This window comes from Corynebacterium sp. ES2775-CONJ, from assembly GCF_024814515.1.
Lineage (GTDB): Bacteria > Actinomycetota > Actinomycetes > Mycobacteriales > Mycobacteriaceae > Corynebacterium.
The window spans coordinates 42,834-60,646 of sequence record NZ_JANUXT010000008.1 but is presented as its reverse complement, the minus strand read 5'-3'; the positions used below and the strand labels follow the sequence as shown (position 1 = coordinate 60,646).

Below are 17,813 nucleotides of genomic sequence, written 5' to 3'. Positions count from 1 at the left end.
AACCATACAACCTAACACCACACAGCGTCAAATCGCACCAAGCTCATGCACCACCACGACCAACCCTGGCCGCAACGACCCACATAAAACTACACACCCCACACCAAACACACAAATCCCCAGCACAACACATAAAAATCCGCTATCAGGTTGTCCCGATAGCGGATATCAATTTAGGAGTCGATTACGACCCCTGCAAAGGTCTTCTTCCCTTTTCTTAAGACCAGCCACTTCCCGTGGAGCAGATCGCTCGGTTGGGGTTCCCAATCTTCCTCGAGAATGCGGGAGTTATTGACATATGCCCCGCCCTCCTTAATGGTGCGCCGCGCTGCCCCCTTAGAGGGTGTCAGACCTGTTGCTACCAAGAGATCTGCGATTGTTCTTGGTTGTCCGGCTGTAATATGCGCGATACAGGTTTCAGCTAGTGCTCCCTGCAAAGTCGACTCATCGAGGTCAGCTAGGTCAGCCTTACCAAAAAGTGCCTCCGCTGCTAGTTCAACAGCGGCCATCGCTTCTGCGCCATGCACGAGAGTTGTCAACTCTTGAGCCAGACGGCGCTGTGCTTCCCGCAGGTGCGGACGTTGCTCTACAGCCTTTTCGAAATCCGCGATCTCCTCTTTGCTGAGGAATGTAAACCACCGAAGGTAATCAATGACCACAGAGTCACCCGCATTGAGGAAATACTGGTACCACGCATAAGGACTCGTCTGCTGAGGATCGAGCCAGAGCTTTCCACCGCCGGTAGACTTACCAAATTTCTCACCACTGGCGTCGGTAACCAAGGGCACTGTGAGCGCGTGAACTTTTTGCTGGTTCATGCGCCTGTTGAGGTCAACGCCTGAAATAATATTTCCCCACTGATCGCCCCCACCAATTTGGAGCACACACTGATATTGCCTATTGAGGTAGACGAAATCATAGGACTGCAGCAGCATATAGGAGAATTCCGTATAGGATATACCATCGCCACTTAACCGACGCTTCACGGTTTCTCGGTCGAGCATCGTGTTGAGAGAGAAATTTTTACCTAAGTCGCGCAGGTAATCAATCAGACTCATCGAGCCCAGCCAGTCCGCATTATTGACCATGACAGCGCGGTCATCTCCATAATCAATGAAGGAGCGGATCTGGTTCTTGATCGACTCTACGTTGGCATTCACCGCGTCATCAGAAAGCATGCTGCGCTCCCCCTGTTCACGCGGGTCGCCGATCATCCCAGTAGCGCCCCCAGCAAGAGTGAGTACGCGGTGGCCAGCTTGCTGGAAGCGTTTAAGCATAACAAGAGGTACGAGATGGCCGGCGTGCAACGAAGCCCCTGTGGGATCAAAGCCGCAGTAAAGAGTAATAGGTTTTTCACAGGCTTGACGTAGTTCTTCGAGATCGGTTGATTGGTTGATCAAGCCCCGCCACTGCAGCTCGTCGATAATATTCATATTCATCCTTTACTTAAGGTTGGGACCACTCAATAGCTTCGTGAGCCAGCATCACTGGAATGCCATCCTCTACTCGATAAGCTATAGATAAACGTGGATTGACCAGTACTTGTTCGTCTTCCACATATTCAAGTGGCCCTTTATCTTGAGGGCACACCAAAATTTCCAACAACCGAGGATCTATCGTCATAAACGCTCACTCTAGCAAATTTAGCGAGTCTTAATGTGGCCGGTTTCAGCCCACACGGTGAGTTCTGCGGCATGCTGCTCTACGCGTGCCAATTGTTCTACGACCCGAACAGCGCTCGTTCCGCCCTTGGTCGTGCGTGATGCCACTGAACCTTCCACGGTGAGAACCTCACGCACTTCAGGGGTGAGGCGGGGGTCAATCTCTTGAAATTCCGCATCAGTTAATTGGTCCAACCCCACGCCCCGCGACTCCGCGCGACGCACGCATAGCCCTGAAGCCTCGTGTGCTTGTCGGAAAGGTACGCCCTGACGCACCATCCACTCCGCCAGATCGGTAGCTAGAGTGTAGCCTTGCGGAGCGAGTTCGCGCATCCGTTCGGCATTGAAGACCAAGGTAGAGATTAAACCGGTCATTGCTGGTAGGAGGAGATGAAGCTGGGCGAAAGAGTCGACGAGCGGTTCTTTATCTTCTTGCAAATCGCGGTTATACGCCAAGGGCATAGCTTTTAGCGTGGCCATAAGTCCGGTGAGGTTGCCAATGAGACGTCCGGTCTTACCTCGAGCCAATTCCGCCACATCGGGGTTCTTCTTCTGCGGCATAATCGACGAACCTGTTGACCACGCATCAGCTAGGGTGACATAGGAGAACTCTGGGGTTGACCACGCAATAACCTCTTCTGCAAGGCGAGAGAGATCCACCGCAACCTGAGCGAGAACAAATGCAGCCTCACTTGCAAAGTCGCGGGAGCTCGTAGCGTCGAGGGAATTATCTGCTGCCTCATCGAAGCCGAGTTCTTGTGCAATGGCTTCTGGATCCAGCGCTAAGGATGATCCTGCTAAGGCACCCGAACCGTAGGGTGAGACAGCGAGACGCTTATCTAAGTCTCGTAAACGTTCGATATCGCGCAGTAACGGGTGGGCGTGAGCTAACAGCGCATGCGCTAATAAGATAGGTTGTGCTGCCTGGAAATGGGTCTTACCCGGCATAATAACCTCGGGGTGGGCCTTAGCTTGGCCAGTAAGTGCAGCAATCAGTTTTGTTATATCTAGGGCTATGTCACGAATGGCATCACGTACCCACATCCTGAAGAGGGTAGCTACCTGGTCGTTACGGGATCGTCCCGCACGCAGCCGCCCACCGACTTCTGGGCCTACAAGCTCTATGAGGCCGCGCTCGAGGGCACCGTGCACATCCTCATCTGTTGGCAGCGGCTGGAAGCTCCCATCTTGAACACGCTCGCCTAATAGCTCAAGTCCACTCAACATGGTCTCCAGATCAGAGTCGGTGAGTAGCTGAGCTTTGTGCAGAACTCTAGCGTGCGCTTGAGAAGCCAAGATATCATAAGGTGCTAAAACCCAATCGAAATGGGTAGATACTGAGAGATTAAACATTGCTTCGGATGGACCGCCAGCGAAGCGTCCACCCCACAGTGCGCCTTGGTTAGTTCTATGTGGAGCCGATGTGTCTTCCATGATTAGTTCCTTAGAGTAAAGTGTGCTCACTAGACAAAGGGGCCCAAAGGTTCATGTACCTTCAGGCCCACGTCTTCTTATTTAGGCTTCGCGATCTCGCTTATTGGAGATTTTCGACGACAGCCCGTGCAACTCCACAAAACCCTTGGCAAAGGTTTGGTCGAAAGTGTCGCCGGTATCGTACGTGGCAAGGTTGAAATCATAAAGCGAATGATCCGATTTACGACCATTGACCGTACATTTACCGGCATGCAGCACCATGCGAATATCGCCAGTGACATGCTCCTGAGTGGAGTCTATGAAGGCCTCGAGCGAGCGCTTGAGAGGGCCGAACCACAGACCATCATAGACTTCCTCTGACCAGCGGGCGTCGATCAGCCTCTTATAACGGGCTAATTCACGCTCAATGGTCACGTCTTCGAGAGCCTCATGCGCAGTGATCAACGCAACGGCCCCTGGAGCCTCATAGACTTCACGAGATTTGATACCCACCAGACGGTCCTCGACCATATCGAGCCGACCAATTCCTTGAGCTCCTGCCCGGCGATTAAGTTCCTCGATGATCTGCAATACGCTGAGTTGACGTCCGTCCACGGCCACCGGCGTTCCATGCTCAAAGGAAATGGTCACCTCATCAGGAGCATTTCCGAGAGCTGGGTCCTCGGTATAGGCGTAAAGGTCCTTGGTCGGTGGATTCCAGAGATCCTCAAGGAAGCCGGTCTCCACCGCGCGGCCCCACACGTTTTGGTCAATGGAAAATGGAGATTTCTTGGACTGCTCGATTGGTAGACCGATCTCCTCCGCGAACTGGATTGCTTTATCCCTCGTCCATGCATAATCGCGGGCTGGCGCAATAATATCGAGTTCTGGAGCTAAAGCCCTAAACCCAACCTCGAAACGCACCTGGTCGTTGCCTTTTCCAGTACAACCGTGCGCAACGTGCGTACCACCATGCTGGTGCGCGGCTTTCACCAAGTGCTGAACAATGAGGGGGCGCGAAATAGCCGACACCAATGGGTACTGCTTCATATAAGCACCGTTAGCTTTGATGGTGGGAAGGCAATAGTGTTCAGCAAATTCGTCTCGAGCGTCGATTATGACCGACTCAACCGCACCGCAGTCGAGAGCGCGCTGCCGTACTGATTCCATATCTTCACCACCTTGGCCCAGATCGATCGAAACTGCCACGACCTCGCCACCGGTCATTTTGGCCAGATATGGGATAGCGACCGAGGTATCGAGTCCGCCAGAATATGCAAGTACAACGCGATTGTTCATGTTTTCTCCTTAGTTTTTAGGTGATGTTCCAGGAAGACGTGTCTTCTCTTGACGTATTAAAATCTCGGCGAGCTCCTTGCCACTCATAGGATCGCGAGCTAGCACAAACACGGTGTCATCACCGGCGATGGTACCCACGACCTCGTCCATACTGACTCTATCGATGAAACTTGCGAGAAAAGCGGCCGCTCCTGGTGGTGTTCTCAATACCGCGATCTGACCCGAATGATCTGCTGATACCAGCAAGTTATCCAGCATCTTGCGAAGCTTCTCTCGGGTTCCAGCGCCGGCAGCGACAGTGGATTCTTCCTCGAGAGCTCCGATTGCATAAAATGCGCGGCCATTATCGGGTCGAACCTTCTTCGCCCCCAGCTCGTCTAGATCCCGTGACAGCGTTCCTTGAGTGATATGAACATTGCGCTGTTTGAGCAAGGAGGACAGTTGATTCTGGCTGGACACGAGGTTTTGCTCGAGCAATTCTACGATCAGCGCTTGGCGGACCGTACGGGTGATCTGCGAATGTGCCATTGGTTTTCCAATTCCAGAAGTATTAAGTGTCGGAATTTGCTGCCAGTAACCACGTCAATAAAGCTTTTTGCGCGTGGAGACGGTTCTCGGCCTGATCGAAGACGACGGACTGCGGTCCGTCGATTACGTCAGCGGCTACCTCGTACCCTCGGTAGGCAGGCAAACAATGCATAAAGATAGCATTTTTATTAGCCTTCTGCATAATTTGTGGGGTTACCTGATAAGGCATGAAGTCCACACGTCGCTGCTCCGCCTGCTCTTCCATGCCCATAGATACCCATGTATCAGTGATGACAATATCGGCGCCCACGGCAGATTCGAGGTCACTGGTAATGCTAATATCAGCACCAGTCATCTCGGCCCGTGTGCGAGCTCTGTCAACATAAATTTTCGAAGGTTGATGGTTTTCAGGAGATATAACCGTTAGGTTCAATCCTGCTGTGGCGAAGCCAAGCATATACGAGTGAGCCATATTATTGGCGCCATCCCCGATATAACAAGCTCGCAGCTGCCCCAATGACCTTGGATCGGGACAAAGCTTTTCCATGATAGTCAGCAAATCAGCAATAATCTGACACGGGTGGAAATCATCGCAGAGACCATTTATGACAGGAACCGTAGAGCGGCTCGCCATATCCCACAGGTTTTTGTGCGCTGAAGTCCGCCACACGATTGCGGACACCATGCGTGAGAGCGTCGCGGCTGTATCAGCGTAGCTTTCTCCCTTACCTATTTGAGTGACCGAGGTATCTACCACGATCGCGCGGCCGCCAAGCTGGCTAATTCCGACGTCGAAAGAAAACCGGGTTCGTGTGGATGTCTTATCGAGGAGAACTGCCACGCTTTGCGGTCCACTGAGCGGCTTGAGATCCCACGGGTGTTTTTTCATCTCGAGCGCTAGCTTGAGAATATCGGCCTGTTCTTGGTGTGTGACGTGGTCATCGGCAAGAAAATGGCGCACTCCATTGATTATCGGCGATTGCTCGAATATGGACATAACGGACTGCCTCTCTTTCCAGTTACCTCACGATAACATAAATGCAGTCATATTAATTTTATGGCGGCTTTTGTGGGGCGAGCGATATCGCTCGCCCCACGTTATTCGGCCGAACTTTATGAGCGCATCGTCGCACCGAAGAGGTCACCAGCACGCTTAACAGCAGCTAAACGTCCTTCAGAGCATTCGTCATCGGTCAGAGTACGATCTTGAGCCCGGAAAGTCAGGGCAAAGGTGAGTGACTTCTTATGATCCCCTAGGGTCTCAGCACGGTAGATATCGAATAGTTCTGCACTTTCTAGAAGCGGGCCGGCGGCCTCAACGATGGCTGCTCGCACGTGCTCACTCGGCACATCTTCGTCGACTACCAGCGCCAGGTCCTGTTTGAGCGTGGGATAAGCGGAAAGGACTGGTGCAGGTAGAGTTTCCCGAATAGGTAGGGCTGTCATATCCATTTCCATGGCGCACGTTCGATGTGGCAATCCTAATTTCTCCACTATTTGCGGGTGGAGTTCTCCGGCATACCCCACCACGGTATCGTCTACCAGCAACGCAGCGCATCGACCGGGATGCCAAGGAAGCTCGTCGGCATTGCGCACTGTCAGAGTCACTCCAGCAGCCCGAGCTACGATCCGAGCAGCTTCGATCGCATCAGCATAGCTATAGGTCCGTGCTTGGGAAAGCGGCCCATCTACAGCAATCAAGCCCGAGCCAACTGCAGCAACATGAACGGGCTGATACGGCAGGGAGTTCATCACAGCCTCGATATCACGAGCACTCGGACGCGTGCGCACATCAAGCATTGGTGAACGTCCTCCACCGTGAGCGAAAGCCACCTGCTGCTGCCCAAATAGCGCTATATCGTTCGTACCGCGAGCTATATTACGACTCAAAGCCTCCAGCATAGAGGGAAGGAGAGTTGTTCCGATGATGGCGTAGTCGGCATCGAGTGGATTTTGCACGCTCACTACCGCGCGACGGGGATCATCAGCACTCAGACCCCACGTGTCGAATGTATCGTTTTTGATAAAGGGGGTGGGTAAAATCTCCACGTAGCCGTTATATGCTAGCGCATGACCAACCGCACGGCGTCGTTTCTGTGCTGGACTGAGACCATGACCCACGGGAGCCTGTGGAACGATTGATGGGATTGCCTCTAAGCCCTCGAGGCGTAGAATTTCTTCCACCAAGTCACACGGCTCCTCTAGATCCGGACGCCACGTCGCTGGCTTCACCGTGAGGTTCTCAGCTGCGGGATCCACTGTGACCTGGCATCCGACCTCTTTTAACCGGGCGACTACGGTGTCGAGACCGTAGTCGACGCCCACCAGCTCACTAGGGCGGGAGGCACGCATGAGGATCTCTGGCATGTCCGGAATTTCCCCCACGATTGTCGAATTAGGCTCGATGGAGCCACCGCCATAGCGAGCCAGGAGATCAGCGGCCAGATCTAAGGCAACCTCAACTAATGCTGGATCTACTCCACGCTCGAAACGCCTCGAGGATTCGCTCGATATTTTATGGCGACGGGAGGTTCTAGCGATCGAAATGGGGTCCCAGTGGGCGGCCTCGAGGTATATATCAGTGGTCGATTCGCTGATTTCCGAATGCGATCCTCCCATTACTCCAGCAAGAGAGAGCACGTGAGAATCGTCGGCAATGACGACATCTTCGAGGTCGAGTGCTTTAACCTGGTGGTCAATGAGCTCCAGCTTCTCCCCCGCTGCAGCACGCCTGATGCGAAGATCCCCCTCGATTTTATGCGCGTCGAAAGCGTGCATGGGTTGTCCTAGATACAGCATCACATAGTTGGTGATATCGGTTGGCAAATTGATAAGACGCTGGCCGGAGAGCAGGAGCTCACGCTGCATCCACAGTGGGGTGATTGCCTCGGGATCACAACCACTGACGTGGCGTATACCGAATCGCTGCGCCCGCGTGTCCTCTGCAATATGGATCTGTATTAATGATTCTGAGGCGGTAGGGACTCCAGAGATTTCTTCCAAGGCGGGGTCGTCGTAGTGCAATCCAAAAGCTGCCGCCAGTTCACGAACGAGGCCGCGTACCGAGAGAGCATAGCCGCGATCTGGGGTGATATTAACGTCGAAGACTGTGTCATCGAGCCCTAAAACGGAGCGAGCGTCTGCACCGAGTTCACCCTCATAATCGCTGAGCACAATGATGCCTTCAGATTTTTCGGTCAAACCCAATTCGGCAGCTGAACAAATCATCCCGGCGGATATGCGACCATAGGTTTCTCGAGTCGCGATTGCGAAGTTTCCGGGTAACACTGCACCGGGCAGCGATACAACTACTGTAGAGCCAACGGAAAAGTTGCGAGCTCCGCAGACGATCGATTGCAAGTCGCCTGTCCCGTTCGATTGTCCTACGTCGACATGGCAGTGTCGAATGGGCTTTTTGAATCCTTCCAGTTCCTCAATATCCGCCACACGGCCAATAACGAGGGGGCCTGAGATCTTCGGTAACTCTCGATACCCTTCGGTCTCGAATCCAACCCGGACGAAAGCGGCATCGAGTTCTTCGGCGCTTACCCCTGGCCATTGCGGATTGGACCGTTTCAACAGCGCGCTCAACCAGTTTTGCGAAATCAGCATAATGTCATTCTTCTCTCAAAAGTAAAATATTAGGAGTCCACAGCTAAATTTAGGCTTGAATGCCGAATGGTCGCGTGAATCGGACATCGCCTTCGACCATATCGCGCATATCATTGAGCCCGTTGCTGAACTGCAGCGTACGCTCGAGTCCCATTCCAAAGGCAAAGCCGCTATAGATATCCGGATCGATACCAGCAGCGCGCAGCACATTAGGGTTAACCATGCCGCAGCCACCCCATTCAATCCATCCGGCGCCACCCTTTTTGTGAGGGAACCATACATCAACCTCTGCAGATGGCTCCGTAAACGGGAAATAGTTCACGCGCATTCGAGTTCGGGTCTCGGGCCCGAAAAGGGTCCGTGCTAGGTGATCTAAAGTACCACGCAGGTGAGCCATGGTCAGCCCTTTATCTACTGCTAGGCCTTCAACCTGATGAAATACCGGTGTGTGGGTAGCATCGAGCTCGTCGGTCCTAAATACCCGGCCCGGACATACCACGTGAATTGGGAGGTCACGCGAGAGCATGGTACGCATTTGAACAGGGGATGTGTGGGTACGCAAGACTTGTGAGGAATCAGCTACTGAGACATGGAAGGTGTCTTGTAACGTACGGGCTGGATGGTCGGGGATAAAGTTGAGCGAGTCAAAGTTGAAATACTCTGCCTCAATCTCGGGGCCCTCTGCGACTTCGTAGCCCATCGCCACAAAGATATCTGCGATGCGCTCGCTGAGCGCTGTGATGGGGTGCAGGGCACCAGGCTTGGTTCGAGTCGTGGGAACTGTGACATCGACCCGCTCTGCGCGCAGGACTGCGGCATTTCGCTCCTCTTCGAGCACCAACTTTCGCTCAGCGAAGTACTTTTCGATACGTCCACGAGCCATATTAACCAAACGACCTGCCTCTTTACGGTTCTCCTTAGGCAATGTTCCCAGAGCCCGCCGAGCCTGCGGTATAGGCGCATCATCACCGAGATGATCTCGCCGCGCAGTAGCCAATTCATCGAGGTTTCGGGCCGCTTTGAAGGCCTTTTCCGCTTGTTCGGCGGCCGCTTGTAAGCTTGCTTGACTGAGCTCAGACACGTCTTTTAGTCTCCTTTGGATTTTTCGCGCCAGATAGCGCGCTTGTTACTCAATTAGCGTAGCCGACGGTATCAGCAGAGCCCAAGAAGACCTCGTCGACTAATTCTGACTATAAAGAGCCTTCGAAGATTCATATAAGCAGATGGCCGCCGCGGTAGCGAGATTTAGAGACTCAGCCCGCCCCCTAATAGGAATACGCACCCTCGAATCTGCTAGAGCTAGAATTTCCTCACTCAAACCATGTGCTTCATTTCCAAACAGCCAGGCTGTTGGCTGCGAAAGGATCTCACCGGCATTATCGAGGTCGATCTCACCATCGGCTGCAGTCGCCACAATATTAAGACCACTCGCTTTTAGTCGAGCTATACCGCTCGCTATATTTACTTCGCGAGCGACGGGAAGGTGAAAGAGTGAGCCCGCTGAAGACCGCACTGCTTTTGAAGACTGCGGGTCCACACTATGACCGAGAAAAATAACGGCATCTGCGCCAACTGCATCAGCAATTCGGATCAAGGTTCCTGCATTGCCCGGGTCACTTGTTTCAACCGGTACGCTAACTAGACGGGGTTTCCCGCGAAGAGCCTGGGCTGTAGACCATAAGACGGGTTCACACACGGCGTAAATTCCTGGGCTCGTGACCGTATCCGACAGCGATTTTGCCGCACGCGCCGTGATCGGATGTAGATAAAGTCCGAGATGCTGCGCAGTTTGAACGATATCTGCATAGCGTGCTGCCGCTTCCTCGGTAATAAATAGGTCCCGAGCGGCTCCTGTTGCTACGGCCGCCTCAACGGAATTTTCCCCTTCAACCAGAAACAAGCCAGTTTTTTTGCGGGCGGCGCTTCGATGCAATTTTGCAGCGTTGACAACCCGCGGCGTGCGCTCAGTATAGGGATCCTCGAAGTTCAGACTCATTGTTCGAATATTATCACGCGAGTAACTGTTGACCAGACAGTACAATCGCTCCGCTGGCGTGGTTCCCACGCAGGATCGAAACAAAACGAAGGCGTTACGCCATGCAATGAGGTAAACGCATCTTTTCGGACCTCTCAGGGATTCGAATTCGTGGTTGCAGGTCGCCGTGGAAAGCGGCGCCCTACTATCCTCAAATGCGCAGGGAAATCTTGATCTGGGAGGCTCCGCCTCTTTTCCGAATAAATCCTACTACGCTCAACCACCCGGAGATTCCTTATTCAAGTACGGATTAAACGGTGCATCTGGCTCAGCAACCTAAGCACATTATTGAGGTCACGTACGCGTCAAATATAGTGTGATAGTTGAGCGGAGGATTCTTAGCCATGTATATCTGACAGCCTCTCATTAAATTGATGTGATGAACGAACTCAACCACCATCATCGAACCAGCATGCGCTGCAGCCTTTTACATTAACTCACAGTGCATATGAGGCAATGGGTCATAGCAGATTCATAAAACCGTCTCCAAGGTTTTATTAGTTCCAAACCCCCTGAATTTTTCAGGGGGTTTGGAACTCTAAGTTCTGCGTAGGAGGGGCTATTTAGCCAAAGAAATTCCGTCGGCATCATGGGAGAAGGTGGACGCACCCACGAGGATGAGTATGAACTCCACAAAGGCCCATACGGCCACGCCAAAAACGATTGGAATGCCGATTAGTATGAACGAGGTGACTATTCCAGCTATATAAAGACCTAATTGCCAGGCAGCCCGCGTATTATAGCCCAAGTAAAAATTATGGGCGCCGAAGCCGCCGAGGAAGAAGGCAAGTATCGCAGCTATCGCCCATGATTTTGCAGGCAGGCTCATAGGAGAAGGGCTGGCATAGGTCGGCCCTACTGGTGCTTGCCGATAGTCGGGAAATTGCTGCCCACTCGAAGATGCCGGTGCGGGATACGGAAAGTCCTCCTGCTGGAAGGATCGGGGGGCTTCAGGATCAAAAGGGCCGTGCCATTGAGGGTCCGAATGTGGATTAGTCATAAGTTTTTTTCTAGGTCTTTCGCTCAGTTAGTTGTATATAAGCAAAGAACCCTGCTTGCGCAGGGTTCTTTGCTTTAGAATTTTAGGCAGCCTTTGGGGCGTTAACGTCCGCTGGCAGCGCGGCCTTGGCAGCCTCGCAGATTGCAGAGAAGGCGGCAAAGTCGTTAACCGCGAGCTCAGCGAGAATCTTACGGTCTACCTCGATGCCTGCGATCTTAAGACCTTGGATGAGACGGTTATAGGTGATGTCATTCATCCGTGCGGCGGCATTGATGCGAGTAATCCACAGTTTACGGAACTCGGACTTACGGGCGCGACGATCGCGGTAGGCGTAAGTCATTGAGTGCAGCCATTGTTCCTTTGCCTTGCGGTACAGGCGAGAACGCTGGCCACGGTAGCCCTTAGCGGACTTTAAAATCTCGCGACGCTTCTTCTTGGCGTTGAGTGAGCGCTTGACACGTGCCACTTTTAAAACTTCCTTACTTAATTAAGTTCTTACTGTATAGGTTGACGAGGATGAAGAAAGCGGGGGTTTTAAGCCTTGCCCAACAGACGCTTCACGCGCTTGACGTCGGCAGGGGCAACATCCTTCGTACCCTTCAGACGGCGCGTACGCTTGGAAGGCTTGCCCTCCAACAGGTGGCGGCGGTTAGCCTGCTCGCGGCGCAACTTACCGGAACCGGTCGTTTTGATTCGCTTAGCGGTACCCTTGTGGGTCTTCTGCTTCATGGGATTCAACGTCCTTATAACTTGTAGTGTTTACTTTTTACCCTTGCGCAATGGGCCAAGAACCATGGTCATATTGCGACCGTCTTGTTTGGGTCTTGCCTCGACTGCGCCGTATTCTGCGATATCCTCGGCTAGGCGCTCCAGAAGTCGATAACCCAGTTCAGGTCGCGATTGTTCGCGACCGCGGAACATGATGGTGACCTTAACTTTGGAACCCTTCTGGAGGAAGCGGATCACGTTGCTTTTCTTGGTCTCATAATCGTGGTCGTCGATTTTCGGCCGGAATTTTTGCTCTTTGACAACTGTCTGCTGCTGATTTTTCCGCGATTCGCGGGCCTTTTGAGCTTGTTCGTATTTGAACTTGCCGTAATCCATGATTTTGCACACGGGCGGCTTCGCGTTTGGCGCGACCTCGACTAAATCCAGGTCAGCGTCGTATGCGAGCTTGCGGGCATCATCGATTCGTACGATTCCAACCTGCTCCCCGTTTGGTCCGACTAAACGAACCTCAGGGACTCGAATTCGATCATTAATGCGAGCTTCAGCGCTGATGGGGGTCTCCTCAAAGTAGCAAAATAAACAATATGTGATCTACCGGTTATCGCATTGGCTTCTATCCCAACACACAACGAAAACCCGTTTGCGTTATCCACACAAACGGGAGACCCTTGCACTCATACAGCAGTAACTCTTTCAGTGATATTACTGACGTACTCTTATACCTTGTGCCAACTTACTTTTTAAGCAAGCAGCCTCAGGTGGGAAGATCTCCTCTTGCGACCCCAACTGCATATTCTTCAGTAAAAAACATTCAGTCCAGGTGGTAGCTTCCCAAAGGTAGCACAGCACGAATCAAGCAAGCAAGTTCGAACCCAGTTAGGTCAAGATATTCGCTAGGAACTGGCCAGTGTACGAGCCACTTACTCGAGCAACATCCTCGGGAGTCCCCTCGGCCACCACCAGCCCTCCCCCAGAACCTCCTTCAGGCCCCATGTCCACAATCCAGTCAGCGGCTTTGATCACATCGAGGTTATGTTCGATGATGACTACCGAATTGCCTTTGTCAACCAAACCTTGAATCACCAGCATAAGCTTACGTATATCCTCAAAGTGCAAGCCGGTGGTCGGTTCATCCAGAATATAAATGGTGCGTCCGTTCGAGCGTTTTTGCAATTCCGCGGCGAGCTTCACGCGTTGAGCTTCGCCTCCAGAAAGAGTGGTAGCAGACTGCCCTAGTCGAACATAGCCAAGACCTACCTCAGTAAGAGTGTGAAGGTAGCGATGGATCGAGGTAATAGGTCGGAAGAACTCAGCTGCCTCGGATATGGGCATATCGAGAACCTCTGCGATATTTTTACCCTTGTATCGCACTTCAAGAGTTTCGCGATTATATCGAGCACCGTGGCAGACTTCGCATGGTACATAGACGTCTGGCAGGAAATTCATTTCGATCTTGAGAGTGCCATCGCCTCGGCAAGCCTCGCATCGCCCACCTTTAACGTTGAAGGAGAAGCGTCCTGGCTTATATCCTCGCACCTTTGCCTCTGTTGTCTCGGCGAAGAGCGTACGAACTTTATCGAAAACACCTGTATACGTTGCTGGATTTGATCGCGGGGTGCGACCAATGGGGCTTTGGTCCACTTGGACTAGTTTATCGAGATGCTCCATGCCTTCGACACGGGTTACTCGACCTGGTACCTGTCGTGCTCGGTTGAGCTCGTTGGCGAGTGTTTTGGCTAGGATTTGGTTAATCACGGTTGATTTACCCGATCCGGAAACACCCGTGACACAGGCCAGCACTCCTAGCGGAAGCGTGATGGTGATATCGCGGAGATTATTCTCGCGCGCACCCACAATTGTAAGCGCGCGCTCTTTATCGACCTCACGCCGCTGGGCAGGCACCCCCAATGTTTTCGCACCCGACAGATAAGCTCCAGTCAAGGATTCGGAACAATCTTTAATACCTTGGGGTGGGCCTTGATAAACAATCTCTCCCCCATACTCTCCCGCTAGCGGCCCAATATCTACCAGCCAGTCCGCTGCCTTAATGGTGTCTTCATCGTGCTCCACAACGATGAGGGTATTACCAATATCGCGCAGTCTTTCGAGAGTACCAATGAGCCGCTGATTGTCCCGCTGGTGCAGACCGATTGAAGGCTCGTCGAGCACATAGAGCACACCTGCTAAACCTGATCCGATTTGAGTAGCAAGTCGGATGCGCTGAGCTTCTCCACCTGACAACGTGCCTGCAGCACGGTTGAGGGTTAAGTACGTTAACCCCACATCAACAAGGAATTTAAGACGAGCTTGAATTTCCTTTAGTACGGCCCCGGCGATCATCGCCTGGCGTTTATTTAGCTCTAAGGAGTTCAGAAATTCACTGGCCTCCTGAATACTCAGCGCCGTGACACCGGCAATTGATAACTCCCCGAACTCGGCAGATCCCAACCTAACCGCCAGGATTTCGGGCTTCAATCTGGTTCCCTCGCAGGCAGGACATGGTATCTCTCGCATATAGGCCAGCAGGCGATCTTTTTGGGCATCGGAATCGGTCCCCTCTAAGCGTCGCTGTAGATTCGGGAGAACCCCCTCGAAAGAAGAGGTCCATGTGCGGGTACGACCGAAGCGATTTTTATACCGCACTGTGACTTTATCGGGGGCTCCATTGAGGACAATATCCTGCTGTTTCTTCGTCAATTCCTCGTATGGCGTGGCAGGGTCAATGCCCACAGTATTGCATAACCCCTTGATCAGCTTTTGGTAATAGCCGTCAGCGGAACCTGAGGTGCTGAAGGGGTGGATAGCCCGAATGAGGGGCGCAGATTTATCCGGTATAACGAGGTCGATATCAACTTCCAGGCGAGTTCCCAAACCGTCGCATGTCGGACAAGCGCCGAAGGGAGAGTTGAAGGAAAAGGCGCGGGGTTCTAATTCGTCCACCCCGATATCGTGGTTATTAGGGCACGCCAATTTTTCGCTAAAACGGCGACTGCGCTGCGGATGATCGTCAGGGAGGGTGAGGAAATCGAGTTCCACAATCCCATCAGCTAGTTTGAGGGCCTGCTCTATTGAATCGGTGAGCCGTTGCTTTTGAGCGGGCTTCACCTGCAAGCGATCGACCACTACCTCTATGGTGTGTTTTACTTGCTTCTTTAGCTCTGGCGGATTGGAGAGCGGATGGACCTCCCCGTCGACACGTACGCGAGCAAAACCCTGCTGCGCGAGTTCTAAGAAGAGATCAACAAACTCGCCCTTGCGAGCACGAACGACTGGTGCGAGCACCTGAAATTTCAGGCCCTCCTCCATATCCAGAACTTGATCGACAATTTGTTGCGGAGTCTGCCGCTCAATCGTTGCATCGCACACCGGGCAGTGTGCGATACCCGCACGCGAATACAAAAGTCTCAGGTAATCGTACACTTCCGTAATCGTTCCCACAGTCGAGCGAGGATTACGGTTGGTTGATTTTTGATCGATCGATACTGCAGGCGATAGGCCCTCAATGAAATCGACATCTGGCTTGTCCATCTGACCAAGGAATTGGCGCGCATAAGCACTCAAGCTTTCAACATAGCGACGCTGCCCCTCGGCGAAGATCGTATCAAAGGCCAGAGAGGATTTTCCTGAACCAGATAAGCCGGTAAAGACCACCATTGAATCGCGAGGGATACTAATATCTACGCCTTTGAGATTGTGCTCGCGAGCGCCTTTAACAACTAGCTGATCAGCCACTGGATGATTTTCCCTTCGATTCATTCTTAGGCATTATGCGCCCTATCGAACATAGCAACGAATAAACCCTTTCGCTACTGTGGGATCCATGGACTTAGATATTTTGACCTTGGGCACCATGGATAATAAAAGTTATGCTCTCAGTTGGGGCGACCGCACTCTCCTGATCGATGCTCCTGCACAAGCCGAAACTATTCTGCAATGGGCCAGTAGGAACGAGCGATCGATCGACGCTGTGCTCACCACCCACAGTCACGCAGATCATGTGGGCGCCTTGGTTCAAGTGCTTAGTGCTACTGGGGCACACCACTATGCTTCAGCGCTCGATGCCCCTGATCTCCCCGCCCCAGTCGATACGAAACTGTCGCACGGAGATACCCTCGAATTTTATGGCCAATATCTTCAGGTGATTATTTTGCGCGGACATACTCGGGGCGGAGCGTGCTTAGCCCTCCACAACGACGGCACCACACACCTATTCGTTGGAGATTCTCTTTTCCCTGGCGGCTTGGGTAAAACTGATTCACCAGCCGAATTCAAGCAACTCTTTTCCGACGTGAGCGCCCGACTCTTTGATAGGTTTTCCGATGATGCCATCGTGTGGCCAGGACATGGGAAACCTACGACTATAGGTGCGGAACGACCAGCACTAGGGGAATGGGAAAAAAGAGGTTGGTAGCTACCTCGCGCGCCAAATTCGACTACCATCATTTAAAGGTGCTTGCTAAAGCTCCAAAAATAGACAGATTTCAGTGAAAGGTTTTACATGCTCCGCAAACTCGCCCGCCCTATGGTGGCTTCATTCTATATTTCCGACGGCGTCGACATGGTCCAACACGTTGACGAACATGCCCAAGGGACCGCGATGATTATGCGTAACCTTCGTATGGTCCTCCCTCGCCAGTATTATAAACAGCTGCCTCAAGACCCAGCTCAGCTAACCAAGATTGTTGGTGGAACGAAGATTGCCGCTGGTACTACACTATTTTTGGGTAAGTTCCCACGGTTGTCGGCTGGTATTCTCGCACTCGTGAGCGTGCCGACGGTTTTAGCTCGCCACGCTTTCTGGGAAACCCAAGATCCAGCTGAGAAGACACAGCGCCGCCAGGGCTTCCTCACCTCCATGGCTCTGCTTGGGGGGCTCTTCATCACGAGCGCTGATACCGCCGGAAAACCAGGTCTTAGCTGGCGCGCCAAGAAAGCTGCACGGGTAGCGAATAAGCGCGTTCAGCAGGCGCTGCCTACCCAAAGTGAAACTCAAAAGTTCGCAGATTCCGCAAGTGATTGGTTTGACGAAGCCCGCCACGAGTCTGAGAAGTTCCTCAGCCAGGCTTCCTCGTGGATTGGCGATACCGCTCATAAGGCTACGGAATACGTCGAGGATAACCGCGACGATTGGAGCCAGGCCGCCCGTTCATTCCTCAATGAAGCGCAAGCTAACTCGAAGGTAGCGCGCAAAAAGGTAGTGAAGGCTGCGGCCCAGGCTCAAGAGCGCGCCCAGGAGGCTTATGATCACGCTCAAGAGGCAACTGGTCGACGTGCCAAGAAGGCCTCAAAGAAGGCTACTAAGCTGCAGAAAAACGCCGAGAAGGCCATTGCTCGGGCTCAAAAGAAGGTGGGCAAGAAGCTGAACTAATCATCACTTAAACAGCATTGTGAGGGCCGCCCCAGATCGTGGGGTGGCCCTTTCGCGTCGGCACCAAAATAGATGGTGCTAGTAGAGTGGAGTTTTGGTTTCTAAGCAAGCAAGGAGATTGCCGTTGAAAAAGTCCACCGATTTAAGCGATGAGCAGAGCTATGTGGA

16 protein-coding genes are annotated in these 17,813 nt (G+C 52.7%); 2 read left to right on the top strand and 14 right to left on the bottom strand.

Annotated features, from left to right (window positions below; all coding sequences use genetic code 11):
* Nucleotides 1-173: 173 nt before the first annotated feature.
* From tyrS to uvrA, 14 genes are all read right to left on the bottom strand, one after another.
* Nucleotides 174-1,433 carry a tyrosine--tRNA ligase gene (gene tyrS, locus NXT01_RS09255; RefSeq protein WP_259080325.1) on the bottom strand — a complete coding sequence of 420 codons (1,260 nt, stop codon included), beginning with the start codon at nucleotides 1,431-1,433 and terminating at the stop codon, nucleotides 174-176.
* A gap of 13 nt (nucleotides 1,434-1,446) precedes the next feature.
* Nucleotides 1,447-1,623 carry a Trm112 family protein gene (locus tag NXT01_RS09250; protein ID WP_259080324.1) on the bottom strand — a complete coding sequence of 59 codons (177 nt, stop codon included), beginning with the start codon at nucleotides 1,621-1,623 and terminating at the stop codon, nucleotides 1,447-1,449.
* 20 nt (nucleotides 1,624-1,643) lie between these two features.
* Nucleotides 1,644-3,095, bottom strand: a complete 1,452-nt coding sequence (gene argH / locus NXT01_RS09245; RefSeq protein ID WP_259080322.1) for an argininosuccinate lyase — start codon at nucleotides 3,093-3,095, stop codon at nucleotides 1,644-1,646.
* 81 nt (nucleotides 3,096-3,176) lie between these two features.
* Nucleotides 3,177-4,373: an argininosuccinate synthase gene (locus NXT01_RS09240; protein ID WP_259080321.1), complete on the bottom strand. Its 1,197-nt coding sequence runs from the start codon at nucleotides 4,371-4,373 to the stop codon at nucleotides 3,177-3,179.
* Between the two features lie 9 nt (nucleotides 4,374-4,382).
* A complete protein-coding gene (locus NXT01_RS09235) occupies nucleotides 4,383-4,901 on the bottom strand; it encodes an arginine repressor (protein WP_259080320.1) in 519 nt (172 codons plus the stop codon).
* Between the two features lie 22 nt (nucleotides 4,902-4,923).
* Nucleotides 4,924-5,898 carry an ornithine carbamoyltransferase gene (argF, locus tag NXT01_RS09230; protein WP_259080319.1) on the bottom strand — a complete coding sequence of 325 codons (975 nt, stop codon included), beginning with the start codon at nucleotides 5,896-5,898 and terminating at the stop codon, nucleotides 4,924-4,926.
* A gap of 116 nt (nucleotides 5,899-6,014) precedes the next feature.
* Nucleotides 6,015-8,513, bottom strand: coding sequence for a phenylalanine--tRNA ligase subunit beta (gene pheT / locus NXT01_RS09225; RefSeq protein WP_259080318.1), 2,499 nt, complete (start codon nucleotides 8,511-8,513; stop codon nucleotides 6,015-6,017).
* Nucleotides 8,514-8,562: 49 nt separating this feature from the next.
* The gene (gene pheS, locus NXT01_RS09220; protein WP_259080317.1) at nucleotides 8,563-9,594 is read right to left on the bottom strand and encodes a phenylalanine--tRNA ligase subunit alpha; all 1,032 of its coding nucleotides are present in this window, start codon (nucleotides 9,592-9,594) and stop codon (nucleotides 8,563-8,565) included.
* Between the two features lie 99 nt (nucleotides 9,595-9,693).
* On the bottom strand, nucleotides 9,694-10,509 hold the full coding sequence (locus NXT01_RS09215) for an RNA methyltransferase (RefSeq protein WP_259080316.1): 816 nt from the start codon (nucleotides 10,507-10,509) through the stop codon (nucleotides 9,694-9,696).
* A 598-nt stretch (nucleotides 10,510-11,107) separates the two neighbouring features.
* The gene (locus tag NXT01_RS09210; RefSeq protein ID WP_259080314.1) at nucleotides 11,108-11,548 is read right to left on the bottom strand and encodes a TM2 domain-containing protein; all 441 of its coding nucleotides are present in this window, start codon (nucleotides 11,546-11,548) and stop codon (nucleotides 11,108-11,110) included.
* Between the two features lie 82 nt (nucleotides 11,549-11,630).
* Nucleotides 11,631-12,014: a 50S ribosomal protein L20 gene (gene rplT / locus NXT01_RS09205; protein WP_259080313.1), complete on the bottom strand. Its 384-nt coding sequence runs from the start codon at nucleotides 12,012-12,014 to the stop codon at nucleotides 11,631-11,633.
* Between the two features lie 68 nt (nucleotides 12,015-12,082).
* Complete coding sequence (gene rpmI / locus NXT01_RS09200) at nucleotides 12,083-12,277, bottom strand: 50S ribosomal protein L35 (RefSeq protein WP_259080312.1); 195 nt, start codon at nucleotides 12,275-12,277, stop codon at nucleotides 12,083-12,085.
* A 30-nt stretch (nucleotides 12,278-12,307) separates the two neighbouring features.
* Nucleotides 12,308-12,868 (bottom strand): translation initiation factor IF-3, encoded by a 561-nt coding sequence (infC, locus tag NXT01_RS09195; RefSeq protein ID WP_259080337.1) that lies wholly within the window; start codon nucleotides 12,866-12,868, stop codon nucleotides 12,308-12,310.
* A gap of 285 nt (nucleotides 12,869-13,153) precedes the next feature.
* Nucleotides 13,154-16,009 carry an excinuclease ABC subunit UvrA gene (uvrA, locus tag NXT01_RS09190; protein WP_259080311.1) on the bottom strand — a complete coding sequence of 952 codons (2,856 nt, stop codon included), beginning with the start codon at nucleotides 16,007-16,009 and terminating at the stop codon, nucleotides 13,154-13,156.
* 88 nt (nucleotides 16,010-16,097) lie between these two features.
* Here uvrA and NXT01_RS09185 point away from each other — a divergent pair, with 88 nt between their 5' ends.
* Nucleotides 16,098-16,688, top strand: a complete 591-nt coding sequence (locus NXT01_RS09185) for an MBL fold metallo-hydrolase (RefSeq protein WP_259080310.1) — start codon at nucleotides 16,098-16,100, stop codon at nucleotides 16,686-16,688.
* A gap of 87 nt (nucleotides 16,689-16,775) precedes the next feature.
* Nucleotides 16,776-17,645, top strand: coding sequence for a DoxX family membrane protein (locus NXT01_RS09180; RefSeq protein WP_259080309.1), 870 nt, complete (start codon nucleotides 16,776-16,778; stop codon nucleotides 17,643-17,645).
* The last annotated feature ends 168 nt before the right edge of the window (nucleotides 17,646-17,813 follow it).

Bases quoted from the DNA above. Each gene is read 5' to 3' on its own strand.
- tyrS (WP_259080325.1), bottom strand. From the start codon at position 1,433: ATGAATATTATCGACGAGCTGCAGTGGCGGGGCTTGATCAACCAATCA.
- NXT01_RS09215 (WP_259080316.1), bottom strand. From the start codon at position 10,509: ATGAGTCTGAACTTCGAGGATCCCTATACTGAGCGCACGCCGCGGGTT.
- NXT01_RS09240 (WP_259080321.1), bottom strand. From the start codon at position 4,373: ATGAACAATCGCGTTGTACTTGCATATTCTGGCGGACTCGATACCTCG.
- argF (WP_259080319.1), bottom strand. From the start codon at position 5,898: ATGTCCATATTCGAGCAATCGCCGATAATCAATGGAGTGCGCCATTTT.
- NXT01_RS09235 (WP_259080320.1), bottom strand. From the start codon at position 4,901: ATGGCACATTCGCAGATCACCCGTACGGTCCGCCAAGCGCTGATCGTA.
- argH (WP_259080322.1), bottom strand. From the start codon at position 3,095: ATGGAAGACACATCGGCTCCACATAGAACTAACCAAGGCGCACTGTGG.
- NXT01_RS09250 (WP_259080324.1), bottom strand. From the start codon at position 1,623: ATGACGATAGATCCTCGGTTGTTGGAAATTTTGGTGTGCCCTCAAGAT.
- NXT01_RS09210 (WP_259080314.1), bottom strand. From the start codon at position 11,548: ATGACTAATCCACATTCGGACCCTCAATGGCACGGCCCTTTTGATCCT.
- NXT01_RS09180 (WP_259080309.1), top strand. From the start codon at position 16,776: ATGCTCCGCAAACTCGCCCGCCCTATGGTGGCTTCATTCTATATTTCC.
- NXT01_RS09185 (WP_259080310.1), top strand. From the start codon at position 16,098: ATGGACTTAGATATTTTGACCTTGGGCACCATGGATAATAAAAGTTAT.
- rpmI (WP_259080312.1), bottom strand. From the start codon at position 12,277: ATGAAGCAGAAGACCCACAAGGGTACCGCTAAGCGAATCAAAACGACC.
- pheT (WP_259080318.1), bottom strand. From the start codon at position 8,513: ATGCTGATTTCGCAAAACTGGTTGAGCGCGCTGTTGAAACGGTCCAAT.